Origin of the sequence: Luteibacter aegosomaticola, assembly GCF_023078475.1 — a bacterium.
Taxonomy (GTDB): Bacteria; Pseudomonadota; Gammaproteobacteria; order Xanthomonadales; family Rhodanobacteraceae; genus Luteibacter; species Luteibacter aegosomaticola.
The window spans coordinates 4,987,826-5,008,080 of sequence record NZ_CP095741.1 but is presented as its reverse complement, the minus strand read 5'-3'; the positions used below and the strand labels follow the sequence as shown (position 1 = coordinate 5,008,080).

17 protein-coding genes are annotated in these 20,255 nt (G+C 65.9%); 15 read left to right on the top strand and 2 right to left on the bottom strand.

Features of this window, described 5'->3' with window-relative positions; translation table 11 throughout:
• Positions 1-101 precede the first annotated feature (101 nt).
• The 9 genes from kdpF to L2Y96_RS22395 all read left to right on the top strand — a co-directional run bounded on the left by kdpF (position 102) and on the right by L2Y96_RS22395 (position 10,273).
• Positions 102-194, top strand: coding sequence for a K(+)-transporting ATPase subunit F (gene kdpF / locus L2Y96_RS22435; protein WP_247330694.1), 93 nt, complete (start codon positions 102-104; stop codon positions 192-194).
• Entirely contained in the window at positions 191-1,912 is a 1,722-nt protein-coding gene (kdpA, locus tag L2Y96_RS22430) for a potassium-transporting ATPase subunit KdpA (protein ID WP_247330693.1), read from the top strand. The genes kdpF and kdpA overlap by 4 nt, the downstream gene beginning before the upstream one ends.
• A gap of 3 nt (positions 1,913-1,915) precedes the next feature.
• Entirely contained in the window at positions 1,916-3,991 is a 2,076-nt protein-coding gene (kdpB, locus tag L2Y96_RS22425; RefSeq protein ID WP_247330691.1) for a potassium-transporting ATPase subunit KdpB, read from the top strand.
• A 13-nt stretch (positions 3,992-4,004) separates the two neighbouring features.
• On the top strand, positions 4,005-4,205 hold the full coding sequence (locus L2Y96_RS22420; protein WP_247330689.1) for a hypothetical protein: 201 nt from the start codon (positions 4,005-4,007) through the stop codon (positions 4,203-4,205).
• Between the two features lie 55 nt (positions 4,206-4,260).
• Positions 4,261-5,679, top strand: a complete 1,419-nt coding sequence (locus L2Y96_RS22415; RefSeq protein WP_247330687.1) for an outer membrane beta-barrel protein — start codon at positions 4,261-4,263, stop codon at positions 5,677-5,679.
• Between the two features lie 11 nt (positions 5,680-5,690).
• Positions 5,691-6,266 (top strand): potassium-transporting ATPase subunit KdpC, encoded by a 576-nt coding sequence (kdpC, locus tag L2Y96_RS22410; RefSeq protein WP_247330685.1) that lies wholly within the window; start codon positions 5,691-5,693, stop codon positions 6,264-6,266.
• Between the two features lie 193 nt (positions 6,267-6,459).
• Entirely contained in the window at positions 6,460-9,117 is a 2,658-nt protein-coding gene (locus tag L2Y96_RS22405) for a sensor histidine kinase (protein WP_247330683.1), read from the top strand.
• Entirely contained in the window at positions 9,114-9,812 is a 699-nt protein-coding gene (locus L2Y96_RS22400) for a response regulator (RefSeq protein ID WP_247330681.1), read from the top strand. The genes L2Y96_RS22405 and L2Y96_RS22400 overlap by 4 nt, the downstream gene beginning before the upstream one ends.
• 134 nt (positions 9,813-9,946) lie before the next feature.
• Complete coding sequence (locus L2Y96_RS22395) at positions 9,947-10,273, top strand: hypothetical protein (protein ID WP_247330679.1); 327 nt, start codon at positions 9,947-9,949, stop codon at positions 10,271-10,273.
• Between the two features lie 12 nt (positions 10,274-10,285).
• On the opposite strand, the gene L2Y96_RS22390 is transcribed toward L2Y96_RS22395, so the two are convergent.
• Positions 10,286-11,077: an AraC family transcriptional regulator gene (locus tag L2Y96_RS22390; RefSeq protein ID WP_247330677.1), complete on the bottom strand. Its 792-nt coding sequence runs from the start codon at positions 11,075-11,077 to the stop codon at positions 10,286-10,288.
• A gap of 144 nt (positions 11,078-11,221) precedes the next feature.
• On the opposite strand from L2Y96_RS22390, the gene L2Y96_RS22385 reads away from it, so the two are divergent.
• The 5 genes from L2Y96_RS22385 (at position 11,222) to L2Y96_RS22365 (ending at position 16,328) form a co-directional block, all read left to right on the top strand.
• Positions 11,222-11,464 (top strand): hypothetical protein, encoded by a 243-nt coding sequence (locus L2Y96_RS22385; RefSeq protein ID WP_247330675.1) that lies wholly within the window; start codon positions 11,222-11,224, stop codon positions 11,462-11,464.
• Positions 11,465-11,540: 76 nt separating this feature from the next.
• Positions 11,541-11,999 carry a MarR family winged helix-turn-helix transcriptional regulator gene (locus L2Y96_RS22380; RefSeq protein WP_247330673.1) on the top strand — a complete coding sequence of 153 codons (459 nt, stop codon included), beginning with the start codon at positions 11,541-11,543 and terminating at the stop codon, positions 11,997-11,999.
• A gap of 25 nt (positions 12,000-12,024) precedes the next feature.
• Positions 12,025-13,473, top strand: coding sequence for an efflux transporter outer membrane subunit (locus L2Y96_RS22375; protein ID WP_247330671.1), 1,449 nt, complete (start codon positions 12,025-12,027; stop codon positions 13,471-13,473).
• A 30-nt stretch (positions 13,474-13,503) separates the two neighbouring features.
• A complete protein-coding gene (locus tag L2Y96_RS22370; RefSeq protein ID WP_247330670.1) occupies positions 13,504-14,718 on the top strand; it encodes an efflux RND transporter periplasmic adaptor subunit in 1,215 nt (404 codons plus the stop codon).
• Between the two features lie 83 nt (positions 14,719-14,801).
• Positions 14,802-16,328 (top strand): DHA2 family efflux MFS transporter permease subunit, encoded by a 1,527-nt coding sequence (locus L2Y96_RS22365; RefSeq protein ID WP_247330668.1) that lies wholly within the window; start codon positions 14,802-14,804, stop codon positions 16,326-16,328.
• Between the two features lie 168 nt (positions 16,329-16,496).
• Here the strand turns inward: L2Y96_RS22365 and L2Y96_RS22360 are convergent, their stop codons facing one another.
• Entirely contained in the window at positions 16,497-17,030 is a 534-nt protein-coding gene (locus L2Y96_RS22360; RefSeq protein WP_247330666.1) for an acyloxyacyl hydrolase, read from the bottom strand.
• 272 nt (positions 17,031-17,302) lie between these two features.
• Between L2Y96_RS22360 and L2Y96_RS22355 the strand changes: the two genes are divergently transcribed.
• Positions 17,303-20,248: a bifunctional diguanylate cyclase/phosphodiesterase gene (locus L2Y96_RS22355; protein WP_247330664.1), complete on the top strand. Its 2,946-nt coding sequence runs from the start codon at positions 17,303-17,305 to the stop codon at positions 20,246-20,248.
• Positions 20,249-20,255: the final 7 nt, after the last annotated feature.

Below are 20,255 nucleotides of genomic sequence, written 5' to 3'. Positions count from 1 at the left end.
CGTGGAATTCCTGTACGTCCTCCTCATCGTCGTGCTCACGGCGGTGACGATCGGCTTCCTGATGATCTGCGACCGGCTGGGTCGCCGCTAAGGAAGCCGCCATGTCGCTCATCTATATCGTTGCCACCGTGATCGCCGTGGCCCTTTGCGGCTACCTGTGCGTCGCCCTGTTGAAGCCGGAGTGGTTCGAATGACCGCGAACGACTTCTTCCAGATCGGGCTATTCCTTGCCGTGTTGCTGGCGCTGGTGAAACCGGTGGGTCACTACATGGCCCTGGTGTTCGCCGACGAACCGAACCGCGTGACCCGCTTTGGTGCGCGCGCCGAACGCGTGCTCTACCGCGTCGCCGGTATCCGTGCCGATGAAGACATGGGCTGGAAGCGCTATGCGCTGGCCATGCTCGTCTTCAACGTGGCTGGCCTTGCCGTCGTCTATGTGCTCCAGCGCACCCAGCAGTGGCTGCCGCTGAACCCGCAGCACCTGGCCGCGATCACGCCGGATTCGGCGATGAACACCGCCATCAGTTTTGCCAGCAACACCAACTGGCAAGGCTATGCGGGCGAATCGACCATGAGCTATCTGACCCAGATGCTGGGCCTGGCGGTGCAGAACTTCCTCTCGGCTGCTACCGGTATCGCGGTGCTGATCGCCGTCGTCCGTGGTTTCAGCCGGCGCGGTGCACAGGCTGTGGGTAACTTCTGGGTCGACATGACCCGCACCACGCTCTACGTGCTGGTGCCGTTCTCCATCGTGATCGCGCTGCTCCTCGTATCGCAAGGCGTGGTGCAGAGCTTCGCGCCGTACGTCGACGCGCAGATGCTCCAGCACGGCACCCAGCAGCTGCCGCTCGGCCCGGTGGCCTCGCAGGAAGCGATCAAGATGCTCGGCACCAACGGCGGTGGCTTTTTCAACGCCAACTCCGCGCATCCGTTCGAAAACCCCACGCCGTTCGCCAACTTCGTCGAGATGCTGGCGATCTTCCTGATCCCCGCCTCGCTCTGCTACACCTTCGGCAGCCTGGTCGGTGACCGCCGCCAGGGCTGGGCCATCCTCGCCACGATGCTGCTGATCTTCGTGCCGCTCGCCGTGGGCCTCGTCGCTGCCGAACAAGTCGGCAATCCGGCGCTGCACGGCCTCGCTGTCGATGCGCAGGCCTCGGCCACGCAGGCCGGCGGCAACATGGAAGGCAAGGAGACCCGCTTCGGCATCGTCTCGTCGGGCCTGTTCGCCGCCATCACCACGGCCGCTTCGTGCGGTGCGGTGAACGCGATGCACGATTCGCTGACCCCGCTCGGCGGCCTCATTCCGATGTGGCTGATGCAGCTGGGTGAAGTGATCTTCGGCGGTGTGGGCTCTGGTCTGTACGGCATGCTCGCCTTCGCCGTGGTCGCGGTGTTCATCGCAGGCCTGATGGTAGGCCGCACGCCGGAATACCTTGGCAAGAAGATCGAAGCCCACGAGATGAAGATGGCCAGCCTGGCCGTACTGATCCCGTGTGCCCTCGTGGTCATCGGTACGGCCATCGCGGTGATGTCGCCGGCCGGCAAGGCGGGCGTGGCCAATCCCGGTGCGCATGGCTTCAGTGAAATGCTTTATGCCGTGACCTCGGCCGCCAATAACAACGGCAGCGCGTTCGGTGGCCTCTCCGCCAACACGCCGTTCTGGAACGTGTTGCTCGGCATCTGCATGTTCCTGGCCCGATTCCCGCTCGCCATCGCCATGCTCGCCATGGCCGGTTCGCTGGCCGCCAAGCGCCATACGCCGCCCTCCGCCGGCACCTTGCCCACGCATACGCCGTTGTTCGTCACGTTGCTTGCCTGCGTGGTCATCGTCGTCGGCGCGCTTACCTTCCTCCCGGCATTGGCCCTGGGGCCGATCGTCGAGCACCTCACCGCCGTCACGGGGCACTGATCCATGACTTCCCATGCCCATACCCCGCGCGGTTTCGATCGCGCGCTGGTGGCACGCGCCCTGCGTGACGCGTTCACCAAGCTCAATCCCCGCCTGCAGTTCCGCAACCCGGTGATGTTCGTCGTGTTCGTGTGCAGCGTCCTGACCACCCTGCTCTGGGTGCAGGGCCTGTTCGGCCACGGCGAGGCACCGACGGGCTTCATCTTCCAGATCTGCCTGTGGCTCTGGTTCACCCTGCTGTTCGCGAACTTCGCCGAAGCGCTGGCCGAAGGCCGCGGCAAGGCGCAGGCCGACGCCCTGCGCGGCTCGCGCCGCGATGTGGCGGCCAAGAAGCTCACCGCGCCGGATCGCGAGGCGCAGATCATCTTCACGCCGTCGAGCGAGCTGCGCACCGGCCACCACGTGCTGGTCGAAGCCGGTGACATCGTGCCGGGTGACGGCGAGATCGTGATCGGCGCGGCCAGCGTCGACGAGAGCGCCATCACCGGTGAATCCGCACCGGTGATCCGCGAGGCTGGCGGCGACCGCAGCGCCGTCACGGGTGGCACCCGCGTGCTATCCGACTGGCTGGTGATGCGGATTACCAGCAACCCGGGCGAGAGCTTCCTCGATCGCATGATCGCGATGGTCGAAGGCGCCTCGCGCCGCAAGACCCCCAACGAGATCGCACTGACGATCCTGCTGGCGAAGTTCACCCTGATCTTCCTGCTGGCCTGTTCCACGCTGCTGCCGTATTCGATCTACAGCGTGGAAGCCGCCGGCAGTGGTAACCCGATCACGCTTACCGTGCTCGTGGCCCTGCTGGTCTGCCTGATCCCCACCACGATCGGCGCCCTGCTCTCGGCCATCGGTATCGCCGGCATGGATCGCATGATCCGCGCCAATGTCATCGCTACGTCGGGCCGTGCGGTGGAAGCCGCGGGCGATGTGGACGTGCTGTTGCTCGATAAGACCGGCACCATCACGCTTGGCAACCGCCAGGCCGTCGCGTTCCACCCGGCGCCGGGCATCGAAGAGCGCGAGCTCGCCGAAGCCGCCGACCTTGCGTCACGCGCCGATGAAACGCCGGAAGGCCGCAGCATCGTGGCGCTCGCCGAGTCGAAGTTCAGCATCGCGGGTCGCTCGCGCCGTGACGAGGCCCGCGCCGAGTTCGTGCCGTTCACTGCGCAGACCCGCATGAGTGGCGTGAACACCGGCACCCGTCATATCCGTAAGGGCGCGATGGATGCCGTCGAGCGCTACCTGGATAGCCAGGACAGCCACATGCCGCCGCTGGTGAAGCGCATGGCCGAAGACGTCGCCCGTCGTGGTGGCACCCCGCTCATCGTGGTCGATGGCGCGCTGACTCTCGGCGTCGTCGAGCTCAAGGACATCGTGAAGGACGGTATCAAGGAGCGCTTCGCCGAGATGCGCCGCATGGGTATCCGCACGGTGATGATCACCGGCGATAACCCGCTCACCGCTGCGGCGATCGCCGCCGAAGCCGGTGTTGACGACTTCCTTGCCGAAGCCACGCCGGAAGCGAAGCTGCAGTACATCCGCGACATGCAGGCCGAGAACCGTCTGGTCGCGATGTGTGGCGACGGCACCAACGACGCGCCGGCGCTCGCCCAGGCCGACGTGGCGGTGGCCATGAACAGCGGCACCCAGGCGGCGAAAGAAGCCGGCAACATGGTCGACCTGGATTCGAACCCGACCAAGCTGATCGAGGTCGTCGCAATCGGCAAGCAAATGCTGATCACGCGTGGTGCGTTGACCACGTTCTCGATCTCCAACGATATCGCCAAGTACTTCGCGATCATCCCGGCCGCGTTCGCCACGACCTACCCGGCGTTGAACGCGCTGAACGTGATGCACCTGGCGACGCCGCAGAGCGCGATTCTGTCGGCGGTGATCTTCAACGCGCTGATCATCATCTTCCTGATCCCGCTTGCCCTAAAGGGCGTGGCGTACCGCGCGCTTGGCGCGGCCGCGCTCCTGCGCCGCAACCTGCTGGTCTACGGCCTGGGCGGCGTCATCGTGCCCTTCATCGGCATCAAGCTCATCGACATGTTGCTGGTCCTTTGTGGGCTGGCCTGAACCGAGGTTCCCCATGCATACCGTGAAACTCACCGTGCTTATCGACGACCCGGGCGACATCGACATGGAAGTGCGCCTGGTGGCACCCGAAGCGGCCACCGCGGCGACCAGCGCGGCCATCACGCCACTCAAGCCGCGCGTCGTCACGACCACGACCACCACGCGCGATGCCGTGGCTGATGACTACGCACTCGGCGGCTACGCCGGTATCTGATCCCGTTTTTCCACACACACTCTCACACAAGGCGTCCCGCGAGGGACGGTTCACGATGCGCACCACTCGCTATGCCTACCTTGCCGCCCTGCTCGCGGTTGCCCCGGTCTCCCAGGCGCTCGCCGCCAGCAGCGATGACTGCTCCCAGAGCTTTGCCAGCCGTTTCGCCGCGGCCTACCGCGAGGACGCCCAGCCGGCCGATCCCAACGCAGAGGCGCCGGCACGCCGCGCCATGCCCTCGCCGTTCCCGTCGCTCCCGTTCCCCTCGGCGGAATGGCAGCTCGGCGGCGTGGCCTACCCGATCGGCGTACCCAACCTGAATTCGCAGTACCCGCTGGAAAAGGCGATGGCCTGCAATGCCTTCGGCAAGTGGATGAAGGACAACCGCATCGAGATCTACGGCTGGATCAATCCCTCGTACAACGCGAGCAGCTCGGCCAACACGAACTACCCGCTCTCGTATGCCACGCGTCCGAACCGCGTGGAGTTCAACCAGGCGCTGCTGCGCATCGAGCGTATTCCAGACACGGTGCAGACCGATCACCTGGACTGGGGTTTCCACCTCGATAACCTCTACGGTTACGACTACCACTACACGACCATGAAGGGCGTCTTCAGCAACCAGCTGCTGAACAACCCGCGCGCCAGCCAGCCGTTGAACGGCAAGACCTACGGCTACGATCCGATGCTGTTCTACGGCGATATCTATATCCCGTGGGTGGCAGAAGGCATGGTGGTACGCATCGGCCGCTACCTGTCGCTGCCGGATATCGAAGCGCAGTTCTCGCCGAACAACTACCTGGTGACGCATTCGGTGCTGTACACGGCTGACCCGTATACGCAGATGGGCATCATGACCACCACGCGGCTCAACCAGCAGTGGACGATCCAGCTGGGCATCAACGGCAGCAACGATACGGCGGTGTGGAACCACAGTGCGCGGCCGACGCTGCAGGCCTGCGTGCGCTGGGTGTCGGCCGATAACAACGACATGCTGTATCCCTGCGTGAACAACTGGAACACCTCGGACTACAACTACAACAACGTGCAGATGTACGTCGCCACCTGGGGCCACCGCTTCAGCGAGAAGGTGCACATCCTCACCGAGGGTTACTGGATGTACGGCCGCAACATCTCGGGCTTTGGCCCGGATGGCGAGCCGGGCGTCGTGGGCTCGTCGCCGTATCCGGGCAAGGCAGCGGAATACGGCGTGGTGAACTACATCAACGTCGAGATCAACCCGACCAACATGCTCTCGTTCCGCAACGAGTGGTACAACGACCAGAAGGGCCAGCGGACCGGCTACGCCACGCGCTACACCACGCATACGCTCGGCATGACCCATTGGGTGAGCCAGGATCTGGAGATCCGCCCCGAGCTCCGCTACGAGCGCTCGTACGATGTCGACGCGTACGACCACGGTAACAAGGGTTACCAGCTCACCGCGCTCGTCGACGCCATCTGGCATTACTGAGGAAAGCGGCCATGGGTACCCTGCTGCGCAATGCGCTTGTCCTGCTTCTGCTGCTTACGGCCGTTACCGGCATCGCCTATCCGGTGGTGGTCGGTGGTCTCGGCCACCTGTTGTTCTCGCATGAGGCGGGGGGCAGCCTGATCGAGAAGGACGGGAAGGTGATCGGCTCGTCGCTCATCGGCCAGACCTTTACGGCCCCGGGCTATTTCTGGGGCCGCCCGTCGGCCACCACGCCGGATCCGTATAACGCCGGTGCGTCGGGCGGCTCCAACCAGGGGCCGTCGAACCCGGCGCTTACCGAGGCCGCGAAGCAGCGCATCGCCACGCTGCACGCCGCGGATCCGGCTAACACCGCGCCTGTGCCCGTGGATCTGGTGACGGCCTCCGGTAGCGGCCTCGATCCGGAGATCAGCCCGGCCGCGGCCGAGTACCAGGTAGGCCGGGTAGCCAGGGCGCGGCATATGGAAACGGAGAAAGTGCGCGAGCTGGTGGCGGCGAATATCAAAGGCCGCCAGCTAGGCGCCCTCGGCGAGCCACGCGTCAACGTGCTGGAGCTAAACCTCGCGCTGGACCAGGCCTCGCGGTAACCCCGCCCTGTAGGAGCCCACCCTGTGGGCGACATCTTTCGCGATAGCGCCACAGACCCTGCGGCGGCTGTACGAAAGGCGTCGCCCACAGGGTGGGCTCCTACGGGAGGAAACGGGCCAACGCCGATATGACGCGCAGCCGGCCGTTAGACGCTATCACCCGCGCCTCTACTCACCCTGTATCGTTCGCCCCATGACCGACACCCGCGACGCCCGCGCCGATGCCTTGCTCAACGCCGTGAAGGACGAGGGCGGTCAGCGCCTGAAGATCTTCCTCGGCGCGGCCCCGGGCGTGGGCAAGACCTACGCCATGCTGTCCGCCGCGCGCGATCTGCGCCGGCAGGGCATCGACGTGGTCATCGGCTTCGTCGAGACACACGGCCGCGCGGAGACGGCCGCGTTGCTGGAAGGCATCGAGGTCTTGCCGACCCGCACGGTTCACTACGCGGGCCGCGACTTCCAGGAGTTCGACCTCGAAGCCGCGCTGGCCCGCAAGCCGGCCGTGCTCATCGTCGACGAACTCCCGCACACCAACCTGCCCGGTGGACGGCATACGCGCCGCTGGCAGGACATCGCCGACCTGCTTGATGCCGGGATCGAGGTGTACACCGCACTGAACGTGCAGCACCTCGAAAGCCTCAACGACCAGGTGCGCCGGATCACCAACGTGGCGGTTCGCGAAACGGTGCCGGATGCGTTCCTGGACCGCGCCCGCGACATCGTGCTGATCGACCTGCCGCCGCGTGAACTGATCACCCGGTTGAAGCAGGGCAAGGTGTACGTGCCGGAAACGGCGGCGGTCGCCCTGGATGCCTTCTTCTCGCCCACCAACCTGGCCGCCCTGCGCGAGCTGGCGGTGGAGACCGTGGCCCACCATGTCGACAGCGACCTGCGCGAACACATGCTCGCCCGCGGTGGGGCCATGCCTGTGCGTCGCCGGACCATGGCGGCGATCGATGGCCACGCGCAAAGCGAATACCTCGTGCGCATGACCCGCCGTATCGCCGAGCGTCGCGGCGGCCCATGGAGCGTGCTGTTCGTCGATACCGGCAACGTGGATGGCGAGCGTCGCGCACGCGTGGATGCGGCCATGCGTCTTGCCCGCCGCCTGGGCGGTGAACCCGTGATCCTGCGCGGCCACGCCGTGGCCGACGAGCTGCTCGCGTGGGCCGACCGCGAAGGCGTGGGCCAGATCGTCGTGGGCCGCACGCGCGAGCGACCCATTGCTCGCCGGATGGGCTTTTCGCTCACCCAGCAGCTGCTGCGCCGGGGCGCCCATCTCGAACTCACCATCGTCGCGACGCCGGCCGAACGGGCCCGCGCCCGCCATCGCCTGCGCGTTGCCGATGTCGGTACTCGCAAGGAGTATGCATTCGCCACGGCCGCCACGGCGATCGCCATGGCGCTCTCGTTCGTCGCCGATCGTTATCTTTCGGTCGCCAATCTCTCGCTGATCTTCCTCACGGCGGTACTGATCGTCGCTGCGCGTACGCGCATGGCGGTGGCAGTGTATACGGCGATCCTCTGCTTCTTCGGTTACAACTTTTTCTTCGCACCGCCGCGATACACGCTGGCGATCGCGAACGCCGACGACGTGCTGGCTGTCACGCTGTTCCTCGTCGCGGCGCTGGTCTGCAGCCGGCTGGCGACGCGTCTTGCCGGGCAGGTGCAATCGTTGCGCGCGGCGCAGGTGCGTGGCCGTGCGCTCGTCGCGCTGGGCCAGCAGCTCGCGACGAGCGCTGACGCGGAAAGCATCCGCACCGCTGGCGCACGCGCCCTCGCTCGTGCGCTCGATGCCGAGGTGGCCATGCTCGCTCGCGATGCCGGTGCGGATCTGCAGGTCGTGGCCTCGATGCCGGATGCGTTCGCCCTTTCCACCCAGGACCGCGCCGCGGCGGACTGGTGCGAGGCCCACGCCGAACCGGCTGGCCGTTACACCGATACGCTCAACGGTGCGTCCTGCTGGATGCTGCCACTCGGCAGCGAACAACGCCGCGCCGGTGTGGCTGCGTTGCGTTTCCCGTTGAACGCGCGCGAACCCGACGCGGACCGTCGTGGCCTGGCGCTGGCGATGGCCGAAGATATTGCCCTCGCGCTCGAGCGCGCACGGCTTGCGGTGGAACTGGAGAGCGCACGCGTCCAGGGTGAAACCGAGCGCTTGCGCAGCGCGCTGCTCTCATCGGTCTCGCACGACCTGCGTTCGCCGCTTGCCTCGATGATCGGGTCGGCCGGCACGCTGCTGAGCTATGACGCGCAGTTGCCGGCGGAAGAACGCCACGAACTGCTGCAGGCGATCCTCGGCGAAGGCCAGCGCCTCGATCGCTACATCCAGAACCTGCTCGACATGACACGGCTCGGCCACGGCACGCTCAAGCTCAACCGCGATTGGGTGGATGCGGGCGAGATCGTCGCCGCCGCCGTATCGCGCCTGCGCAAACTGTTCCCCGATACGCGCGTCGACGTGCACCTGCCGCCGGATACGGTGCTGCTCCATGTGCACCCGGCGCTGATCGAGCAGGCCTTGTTCAACATCCTCGAAAACGCCGCGCGCTTCTCGCCGCCGGGCGAAGCCATCCGGGTGATCGTGCGCACCGAGGCCGGCCGCCTGCTGGTGGATGTGGCCGATCGCGGCCCGGGTATCCCCGAGGACGAGCGCACGCGCATCTTCGATATGTTCTATTCGGTCTCGCGCGGCGATCGCGGCAAACAGGGCACCGGCCTGGGCCTGGCGATCTGCCGCGGCATGATCGGCGCCCATGGCGGTAGCGTGGAGGCCTTGCCCCACGCCGGCCAAGGCACGACCATCCGGGTCTCGCTGCCCTTGCCGCCGCCGCCCGACGAAACCGCATGAACCCTGCCGCCCCGCGTGTCCTGGTGATCGATGATGAAGCGCAGATCCGGCGCTTCCTCGATATCGGCCTGCGTGCCGAGGGCTACCAGGTGGTGCTCGCCGCCAATGGCGCGGAAGGCCTCGGCCTCGCGGCTACGCAATCGCCGGACCTGGTGGTGCTCGATATCGGCCTGCCCGACATGGAAGGCCACGACGTGCTGCGCGAGTTGCGCACGTGGAGCCAGGTGCCGGTGGTGATGCTCTCCGTGCGCGATGCGGAAACCGAGAAAGTGAAGGCGCTGGATAACGGCGCCAACGATTACGTCACCAAGCCGTTCGGCATCCAGGAGCTGATGGCCCGCCTGCGCGTATTGCTGCGCCAGAGCGCGAAAGCCGGACAGGCGGAAGCGCCGGTGCGCTATGACGAAGGCGGCCTGGTCGTGGACCTCGCACGCCGCGAGGTCTTCCTCGATGGCGTGGCCGTGGCGCTCACCCGCAAGGAATTCGCTGTGCTGGCCATGCTCGTGCGCCACCCCGGCCGCGTAGTGAGCCAGCAGCAGATCCTGCGCGATATCTGGGGCCCCACCCATACGCAGGACACCCACTACCTGCGCATCGTGATGGGCAAGCTCCGGCAGAAGCTCGGCGATGACGCTGCTGCCCCCCGCTGGCTGAAGACCGAACCCGGAGTCGGCTACCGCTTCCCGGCGCACTAGGGCAAACCGTCAACGGTCAAAACGTGCGTGAGGTCACAAGCGCAACGATTGGCCCGATTTCTCAGAATAGTCTGATTCCTTTCGCGGGAACGGCCCAGCAGGCTCGTCGGCCCCAGTGCTTTCGGAGCCATTCCATGCGCCGTCTCCCAGCTTTCCTGCTCTGCCTCAGCCTTTCACCCGTGTATGCGGCTACGCGCTGTACCGACGAGCGCTACGTCTTCGGCAACCACCGCTTCCCTTCCCATGCGGAAGCGCTGGCTCAGTGTTCACGCGACGAGGCCGAGATGACCCATGCCGAAACCGGCACGTACGAACGTGGCGGCGGCTGCCACGATGTGGGCGATACCGGTACGCACGATGGCTGGACGTATGGCCGCGTGGCCGTGGACGTGGTGGCGCGGGATAGCGGCGAGCCTTATACGTTTGAGGGGTTGTGGATGTGTAAGGCGGTGGTGGATTGATGTTTGGGCGGGTTAGGCGGCGGCGGCTTGTCTTGAGAGGTAGCGGCCTGGGGTGTCGCCGAAGGCTTTGCGGAACATCGCGACGAACGCGCTGGGCGTGGCGTAGCCGAGCGAATCGGCGATGGATGACACGGGCTCGCCTTCGGCCAGCCGCTCGAGCGCGCGGGTGAGCCGCGCGGTCTGCCGCCACTGCGCCACGCTGCACTGGGTCTCCTCGCGGAACAACCGGGTGAGCGTGCGCACGGACAAGCCAGCCCACGTCGCCCAATCCTCGATGCTGCGCGTGTCTTCCGGATGTTCGACCATCGCCATGGCCACGCGGCGCAGCCGGCGGTCGGTGGGCATGGGCAGATGCATGCGCTCCACCGGGGCGTGGCGGATTTCGTCCAGCAGCACGGCGAGCAGGCGTTCGCTTTCCGGCGAGGTCGGCGCATCCGGTGCCCAGGTGGCCACGCGCTTCACCACCGCGCGGAAGACGTCATCGACGCCCACGACGCAGGCATGATCGGGCAGGCCCTCGGAAGCATCGGGCGAAACGAACACGCCCCAGGCGCGGCTCGGCCCCGAAATGCTCACCGTATGCATGAGGCCAGGCGGCATCCAGCCAGCGCGATGGGGCGGTAGCAGGTAGGTACCGCGCTCCGTTCGTGTAACGATAAGGCCTTGCTCTACATAGAAAAACTGGCCGCGAACATGCTGGTGCCAGTCGATCTCGAGCAGCGCCGTATCGCGCTCCATCGCATAGGCGAGGACGGGCGGGCCATCGGCCCGGTCGAACATCTCGTGGAACGCTTCTTTTTCCATTTTGGCCGGATCTCGACACTAATTGGCCCGATAACGATATCAGGCCGATAGGGGACATGTATAACATTTGCATCCCCAAGCAACTGTCCCGCGCGCGGCATCCGCCGACAGCCCGCGTGCCGGACCTCGACGCCGGAGGTCCCCATGATCCGCCTCGTCACCACCGACTTTTCGCAGCTTAACGATGACACCGCCGCTGGCGATGCCCTGGTCACGTTCGTGGCCTGTGCCCACGCCATGCTGGATTCCACCACCTCCGAGGAGCAGCGCCGCCGCCTGGAACCTCGCTTGCTGGCCCAGTTGCCCACGCTCCGCGCCCTGGGTGTGTTCGACCTGTTCAGCATCCGTGACCCGGCTCTGGCAGCCCTGCTGGCCGACGAGGAGTAACTAGCCGCCCCTTGAAAATATCTGGCGCAATCATATTTGCCTTGACAACTATCAGTCAGGCAATAGAATGCGCGGCATGAATACCAACCTGTGCGCTTCCCCGGACGGCCGAGACAGCCTCGGCGCCCTTATCGGCATGGTCCGCGGCGAAATCGTGCGGGCTATCGAGGCTGACCTGGCCGCGCTGGGCGCCGACCTCAAGTTCACCCAGTTCCACGTGCTAAAGCGCCTCGCCAACCTGGGCCCGATGACGGCCACCGAGCTGGCGCGTGCCGTGGACCTGGACGGCGGCGCCATGACGCGCCAGCTGGACCAGCTGGAAGCCAAGGGCTACCTGCGCCGCCAGCCGCATGAGCAAGACCGCCGTGCCCTGCGCATTGAACTGACCGAGGCTGGCCTGGCGCTGTGGCGCCACCTGCACGAAAGCAACGTCGCCACGCTCCAGCGCGCGCAGAAGGATCTGTCCGCGGAAGAGCAGGGCCACCTTCTTGATTACCTGCAGCGCGTGTTGTGTGCGCTGCGCGAATCGAACTGAATTAAGAAAACCTGAGGCAAAACGCATGCGTCTGCACACACTCGTGGCGGCCATCGGTGCCGCCTTCGTCCTTTCCGGCTGTGTCACCAGCCGTGGACTGGAAACGCAGGGCCACCTGACCGACCCGGCCACCCTCCACGCCGAGAAGAGCCTCGGCCGCGGTGATGCCAGCCCCTCGGCCTGGCCGGCCGCCGATTGGTGGACAGGGCTGGGCGATGCCCGCCTGTCGTCGCTGATCGACGAAGCACTGAAGGACAGCCCGAACCTCGCCGTCGCCGACGCCCGCGTGCGCCAGGCACAGGCGCAGGCCGGCTCGGCTGACGCCGCCCGCGACCCGACCTTCAACGTCGGTGGCGGCGCCGCCGGCGCGCACCTCCCGCAGGGCCTGGTCGGTAACGAACTCGGCCACTTCAGCTGGACGAAGTACGGCTACGGCAACTTCAACTGGGATCTCGACCTGTGGGGCGGCAAGCGCGATGCGTTTGAAGCTGCGGTGGGTTCGCAGCGTGCCGCTGAAGTGGACGCCCGCGCCGCGCGCATCGAAATCTCGACCAACGTGGCCCGTGCCTATGTACAACTCGGCTACGCGTTCGATCAGATGGACGTGGCCAAGGCCGAGCTCGACCGTAGCCGTGCCTCGCGCGACCTGACCAAACAGCGTGTCGCTGCCGGCGTCGATAACCAGATCCAGGTGAAGCAGTCGGATAGCGAAGTCGCCTCGGCCGAACGCGAGATGGCCGTGGCCCAGCGCGCGATCGACACGGCGCGCACCCAGCTCGCCATGCTGCTCGGCAAGGGTCCGGATCGCGGCCTCGCCATCGAGCGCCCGACGACGCTGGCACCGTCCGCCGTCGCCGTGCCGGCCAACGTGCCGGCCGATCTGCTCGGCCACCGCGCCGACCTGGTCGCCGCGCGCTGGCGCGTCGAAGCCGCCTCGAAGGATATCGATTCGGCGAAGAAGGAGTTCCTGCCCAACGTGACGCTCGGCGTGCTCGCGGCGCAGGTCGCCGGTGGTTCGAGCAACCTGTTCTCGTCGGCTGCACGCTTCTGGCAGGTGCTGCCGGCGGTGAGCCTGCCGATCTACGACGGTGGCCGCCGCCGCGCGAACCTTGCCGGCAAGGATGCGCAGTACGACCTGGCCGTGGCGCAGTACAACCAGACCCTCGTGGGCGCGGTGAATGAAGTCGCCGACGATCTCGCTGGCCTGGATTCGCTGAACGCGCAGATGCAAGCGCAGCAGCGTGCCCACGATGCGGCCCAGCAGGCTTACGACCTGGCCCAGCAGCGTTACAAGGCGGGCGTCGGCAGCTACCTCGACTCGCTCTCGGTACGCCAGCAGCTGCTCGAGGCCGAACAGCGTCTCGTGTCCCTGCGCGCCGAGCAGGTCGATACCTCCGTGCAGCTCATCCAGGCCTTGGGTGGCGGCTTCCGCCCCGAAGCCGGCGACCAGCCCGTCGCCGACGCCGCCCACTAAGAACACACACACTTTCCAAGGCATATACCGATGTCACAAGAAACCACCGCACCGACCGGCGCCACCGTGGCGCCACCGCCGAAGAGCCGTCGTGGGTTCTTCCTCAAGCTGCTCGTCGCCCTCATCATCCTCGCGGCCATCGCGTGGACGGTGTGGTACTTCGTGGACGGCCGCTGGTACGAAGATACCGATGACGCGTACGTCAACGGCAACGTCGTGCAGATCACCCCGCAGATCGCCGGCACGGTCACCTCGATCGGCGCCGACGATGGCGACCTCGTCCACCAGGGCGATGTGCTGGTGAAGCTCGACCCGAGCGACGCCGAAGTGGCCCTGGAAAGCGCACGCGCCAACCTCGCCACCACCGTGCGCCGCGTGCGCGGCCTGTACAACAACGTGACCTCGGCCCAGGCCGATGTCTCGGTGCGCCAGACCGCCGTCGACCGTGCCCGTGCCGACTACAACCGCCGCCGCGATCTCGCGAAGACGGGTGCCATCTCGGCCGAAGAACTCTCGCACGCGCTCGATACGCTGACCTCGGCCGAAAGCAGCCTGTCGTCGGCCAAGCAGTCGTACAGCAGCAGCAAGGTGCTGGTCGATGACACCGTCGTCGCCTCGCACCCGGATGTGCGCGCCGCCGCTGCCAAGCTGCGCTCGGCTTACCTCGACTACGTGCGTTCCACCATCGTTGCCCCGACCGACGGTTACGTCGCCAAGCGCAGCGTGCAGGTCGGCCAGCGCGTGCAGCCGGGTGCCGCCCTGATGGCTGTCGTTCCGCTCCATGAGGTGTGGATCGATGCCAACTTCAAGGAAACCCAGCTGACCAAGATGCGCATCGGCCAGCCGGTGGACGTCACCGCTGACGTGTACGGTGGCGATACGGTCTACAAGGCGAAGATCCGCAGCCTCGGCGTGGGTAGCGGCAGCGCGTTCTCGATCCTGCCGGCGCAGAACGCCACCGGTAACTGGATCAAGATCGTGCAGCGCGTGCCGGTCCGCGTGGTCTTCACCGACCCGAAGCAGCTCGAAGAAAAGCCGCTGCGCCTGGGTCTGTCGACCAAGGTCACCGTGTCGCTGCACGACCAGAACGGCCCGCTGCTGGCGCAGCAGGCGCCGACCAAGCCCGAATTCTCGACCACCGTGTATGACAAGCAGCTGGCCGATGCCGACAAGGACATCGCGAGCGTCATCCACGAGAACGCGTCGGCCGGCGATGGCGCCGAGCAGCAGAAGGCGCCGAAGTAAGGGAAGGCTTTGCGGGCGCACGCGTTGAAGAACAGTGCGCCCGCGGTTCCCTCACTGCCACTCTCTAACGACCAGGCTTATCCATGAGCACCGAATTTCGACCGCCAAACCTGGCGCTGTCCACGGTCGGCCTATCGCTCGCGACGTTCATGCAGGTGCTGGACACCACCATCGCGAACGTGTCGCTGCCGACCATCGCGGGCAACCTTGGCGTCAGCTCCAACCAGAGCACCTGGGTGATCACCTCGTTCGCGGTGAGCAACGCGATCGCGCTGCCGCTCACCGGCTTCCTCACCCGTCGCTTTGGTGAAACCAAGCTGTTCGTGTGGGCCACGCTACTGTTCTCGCTGGCCTCGTTCCTGTGCGGTATCGCGCAGAGCATGAGCATGCTCATCCTGTTCCGCGCCATCCAGGGTGCGGTGGCGGGTCCGATGTATCCGATCACGCAGTCGCTGCTGATCTCAATTTATCCACCAGCAAAACGCGGCATGGCACTCGCCCTGCTCGCGATGGTCACCGTCGTTGCGCCTATCGCAGGCCCGATCCTCGGTGGCTGGATCACGGACAACTACACCTGGCCGTGGATCTTCTTCATCAACGTTCCCATCGGCATCTTCGCCTCCATGGTGGTCTCGAACCAGATGAAGGGGCGCCCGGAGCAGACCGAAAAGCCCAAGGTCGATTACGTGGGCCTGATCACGCTGATCATCGGCGTGGGTGCGCTGCAGGTGGTGCTCGATAAGGGCAACGACGAAGACTGGTTCAACTCGCCCTTCATCATCGCTACGGCGATCGTGGCAGCGATTGGCCTGGCCGTGTTCCTGATCTGGGAGCTCACGGACAAGGATCCGATCGTTAACCTGAAGCTGTTCCGCCATCGGAACTTCCGCATGGGCACCTTGTGTCTCGTGCTGGCGTACGCGGCGTTCTTCGCGATCGGCCTGCTGGTGCCGCAGTGGTTGCAACGCAACGTGGGTTACACCTCCACGTGGGCCGGCTTCGCCTCGGCACCCCTAGGTATCCTGCCCGTGATCCTTACGCCGTTCGTCGGCCGCTATGCACACAAGTTCGATCTGCGTGTGCTCGCGACGGGCGCGTTCCTGGTGATGGGCGGTACCTGCTTCATGCGTTCGGAGTTCTACCTCGAGGTGGACTTCTTCCACGTGGCGATGGTGCAGCTGATCCAGGGCCTGGGCGTGGCGTTGTTCTTCATGCCGGTGCTCTCGATCCTGCTCTCCGACCTGCAGCCGCGTGAGATTGCGGCCGGTTCGGGCCTGGCGACCTTCCTGCGTACGCTGGGCGGTAGCTTCGCGGCCTCGCTCACCACGTTCCTGTGGGATCACCGCGCCATCGTCCACCACGAACGCCTGGCGGAGAACATCACGCCGTATAACCCCAGCGCGCAGGCGGCGTTGACTCAGATCGGCAATGGCGATCCGACGTATGCCGCCGCTTCGGTGAACCAGATGATCACCCAGCAGGCGTACCAGATCTCGTTCAACGAGGTGTTCCACATCCTCGGCTTCGTGTTCATGGCGCTGATCTTCGTGGTGTGGCTCGCCAAGCCGCCGTTCGCGGCCAAGGCCGGGCCAGCGGCCTCGGGCCACTAAGGCTAAAAAAAAGGCCCGGCGTATGCCGGGCCTTTTTTTTGTGCCTCTACCGTAGGAGCCCACCCTGTGGGCGACATCTTTCGCGATACCGCTACAGGCCTTGTGGGTCTGTAGCGAACGGCGTCGCTCACAGGGTGAGCTCCTACACAGGGGATCGTGTTTCCGCGGTTAGATATCGAACCCGAGACCGATGAGCGCCATCGTCTCGCCGCGGTTCGGCTCCTTGAAGCTGCCGTTCGAGATGTGGCGGAGCTGGAAGCTGATGTTCTTCCACTGCCAGCCCAGCGTGCTTACGAACTCGTAGCCCGAGGACAGGGCCTGGGTGCGGCCACCGGCCGTGCCGGCGACCTGGAAGCTGAAGAAGAACGGGTGGTACCAGTCGCCATCCACGCCGTAGTGCAGGCGGGCGCCGGCGGCGCCGACCCAGACGTTGTTGTTTACGCCCGGGTGGGAATTTGCGTAGCGGCCCACGTCGCGGCCCTTGATGTAGCCGATCGACACGTCCGGCGACCAGGTGAAGCGGCTGGCGCCAATCTGGTAGGGGTTGAAGACCGACTCGATGAAGAAAGCATCCGTCGGGTGGCTGTCCATGTAGCTGCGGCCACCCTGGACTTCGATATGGGTGTCGGCGGCGGCCGGGAGCGAGGCAACGGTGAGGGAAAGCGCGGCGAGGACGCCGAGGGCAACGCGGGACGAGCGCATGGGGGAACAGGTCCTTATGGTGGGACGTTTATGTGTGGCGCTGGGGCGAAAAGCAAATTTCAGAACTGGATCGTTCGGTAAATAGTGTCCAGCCAGCGTGAATAAAGAGGGTAGGGAAAGAATATTTCCGCCGATTAACCGCAGGCTTGGAACGATGTGTGCCGACGGGTCATCTCAAGGGCGGACGGGAGTGGCCGATAAAGCGTATAGGCCTCGGCATACCCGGGCCTTTCAAACGGCACGGGCGAGGCACTACGGAAGTGACAGGGGCGGTGGACAAAGGAGCGACCAGGCTACGTGCGCGCCGTATCCGGCTGGCGCTCAGCGTGGCCGCAGCCGCGCTATCCATCGGCGTGGTCGCCATCGTCGGCTGGCTACAGGTGGATGCCTACCAACGCATGATCGGTGCCAGCCACCGCCAGATCGTCGGTGCCTCCGCTGGGATCATCCGCGCGCTCGACCAGGACATCGATTCGAGCCTTGGGCCGCTGCTGGCCCTGCGGAATAATGTGACGAGCGCCGACCCGGGTCCGCTCAACACGGCCCTGGCCGAGGTCCAGGCCCGGCATCCGGAATTAGGAAATTTCGTAGCCCTGGATGCCGACGGCAACGTTCTGGCCGCCACCCACTCCCGGCTTCCGACCGACTGGAAGCCGACCATGGCCGCGCCCCGGCACCAGTCCCTGGGTGCCAGCGTCCGGGTAAACGTGTCGCCGGCCCACCTGAGCCTTGGTCCCACCGTCAGGGTGCTTGTGGATTCGCGCGTCGCCGAGCCGGATTCATTCGGTGCCCGCATCGATAGCGAACGTGCCACCGAGATGCTTCGCCACGCGATGTTGAGTGCCAGCGGAGTGCTCAGCGTGTTCTCGCCGGAGGGCCATCTGTTCGCCAGCAACCGCGAATACACCGGCCAGCGCTGGACCCTCAAGTCCGTGGCCCCGGGTAGCCAGGGTACGTACGACGAGGGCGACTACATGTACGCCTGGTCGGCCTCGGCCATGTATCCGCTGATCGTTCGCGTCGGGGTGGACCGCAGTGCCATCCGTGCCGAATGGATCCGCCAGGCGGAGGCCACGGTCATCGCGACCTTGGTGCTCCTGCTGATCCTCAACGGCGTGGCCGCCTGGCTCGGCCGTGCCTACGAGCGCCAGGGTTCCCTGCTCGAAGCGCTCACCCGCAGCGCGCGCCATCTCGGCGATGTGCAGCGCAGTGGCCATATCGGCCTGTGGGAAGCCGACCTGCGCTCGCGCACCATCGTCTGGTCGGGGCACGTCTATGAGATCACGGGCCTGTCGATCGATCGCATGGGCGGCCGTTTCGGCACGTATTACCAACTGGTCCATGAAGAAGACCGGCCGGCGATCGCCGCGTGGGTCGAACGCTTCACCCACGGCGACGGCCCCTACGAGCTCGAACACCGCCTGTGCCGCCCCGATGGCCACGAACTGCGGGTGAACCTGCGCGCGGCGCGGATTACCAACGAGGAAGGCACCACCATCCTCGCGGGCACGATCAGCGAGATCACCGCGTTGCACGAGACGCGGCAGCGGTTGCGCGATTCCGACCGCGACCTGGCCGCGAGCGAAGCGGCTTACCGCAAGCTGCTCGCACGCATGCCGCTGCCCCTGCTGGTGGTGCGTGACGACTACATCGATTTCGCCAATCCGCTCGCTGAGGAGCGGCTTGGCATGCCGGGCCAGGTCCTCACGGGCCGGGGCGCGGCGGAGCTCATGGATAACGACGCACTGGCGGCGATCCGTGCGGGCAACGGCGAAAGCGCCGGTGTCATCGCCTGGCTCGAACCCATGCAGGGCATGCCGTTCGAGGCGGAGCTGGCGCTGTCCGAATACAAGGACTCGCGCGGCCGCGGCACGCTGGTGATCGTGCGTGACGTGACCGAGCAGCGCCGTTACGAAGAACGCCTGAACCACCAGGCCACCCACGATGAACTTACCGGCCTGCCGAACCGCCGCGCCTTGCGCGAGCAGCTCGACGGGTTGGTGCGCGAGTGCATCCGCGACAACACCGGCCTCATGGTGCTGTTCATCGACCTGGACCACTTCAAGTTCATCAACGACGCACTGGGCCACACGCTGGGTGACCAGGTGCTGCGTGATGTGACGCTCAAACTAGGCGATGCACTGGACGGCCTCGGCCATATTGGCCGCTTCGGTGGCGATGAATTCGTGGCGATGCTGCCTTTCAGTGGGCCACCGGCGAAGGCGCTCGATGTGTTGCCGCGGATCCAGCGTGCGATCGAAGAGCCGATGGAAGTGGGCGGCACCGTACAGCGGCTGAAGTGCAGCATCGGCGTGGCCTTCGCGACGCGTGACGGTGCCGATGCGGATACGCTGATCCGCAATGCCGATACCGCGATGTACGATGCCAAGCGCTCCGGCCGGCATACGTGGAAGCGCTATTCGGCGGATATGCACGCGACGGCGATGGCGCGTCTTACCGTCATCAGCCGGCTCGCCCCAGCCAACCTGGACCAGGAACTCGCCCTGGCCTGGCAGACCCAGCACGATAGCCTCACCGGCAAGCCGATCGGCGTGGAAGCGCTGTTGCGCTGGCCCATGGCGCCGGGCGACCTCGCGTGGCCCGACCAGTTGATTCCCTTGCTGGAAGAAACCGGCGCCATCGTGTCGGTGGGCCAGTGGGTGCTGCGCGAGGCCTGCCGCCAGCAGCGCCGCGTGGTGGAGGTGTTGGGGGAAGGTTGCCGTATCGCCGTGAACATCTCGGCGCAGCAGCTCGCTCATTCGGATCTGGTCGCCGAAGTGCGCCAGGCCTTGCGTGAAACCGGGGCCAGCGCCTCGGCGCTGGAGCTCGAGCTCACCGAGAGCGCCTTCATGAACGAGCCCGAGCGGGCCATTCGCACGCTGCACGAACTGCGCGCCATGGGCGTCAGCATCGCGCTCGATGACTTCGGTACGGGCTATTCGAACCTCACCTATCTGTCGCGCCTGCCGCTCGACAAGATGAAGGTGGATCGCCATTTCACGACCTCGCTGCTCGAAGACAAGGCGGATGCCTCGATCTGCCGTTCCATCATCTTCCTGGCCCGTAGCCTCAACCTGCGGGTAGTGGCCGAGGGCGTGGAGACGCAGAGCCAGCGCGAATGGCTCGAAAACGAGGGCTGCATCGCCATGCAGGGCTTCCTGTTCTCGCGGCCGGTGCCGCTGGACGAGCTGGGCCGGGCGCCCGCACTCGTCGGCTGAACAATCC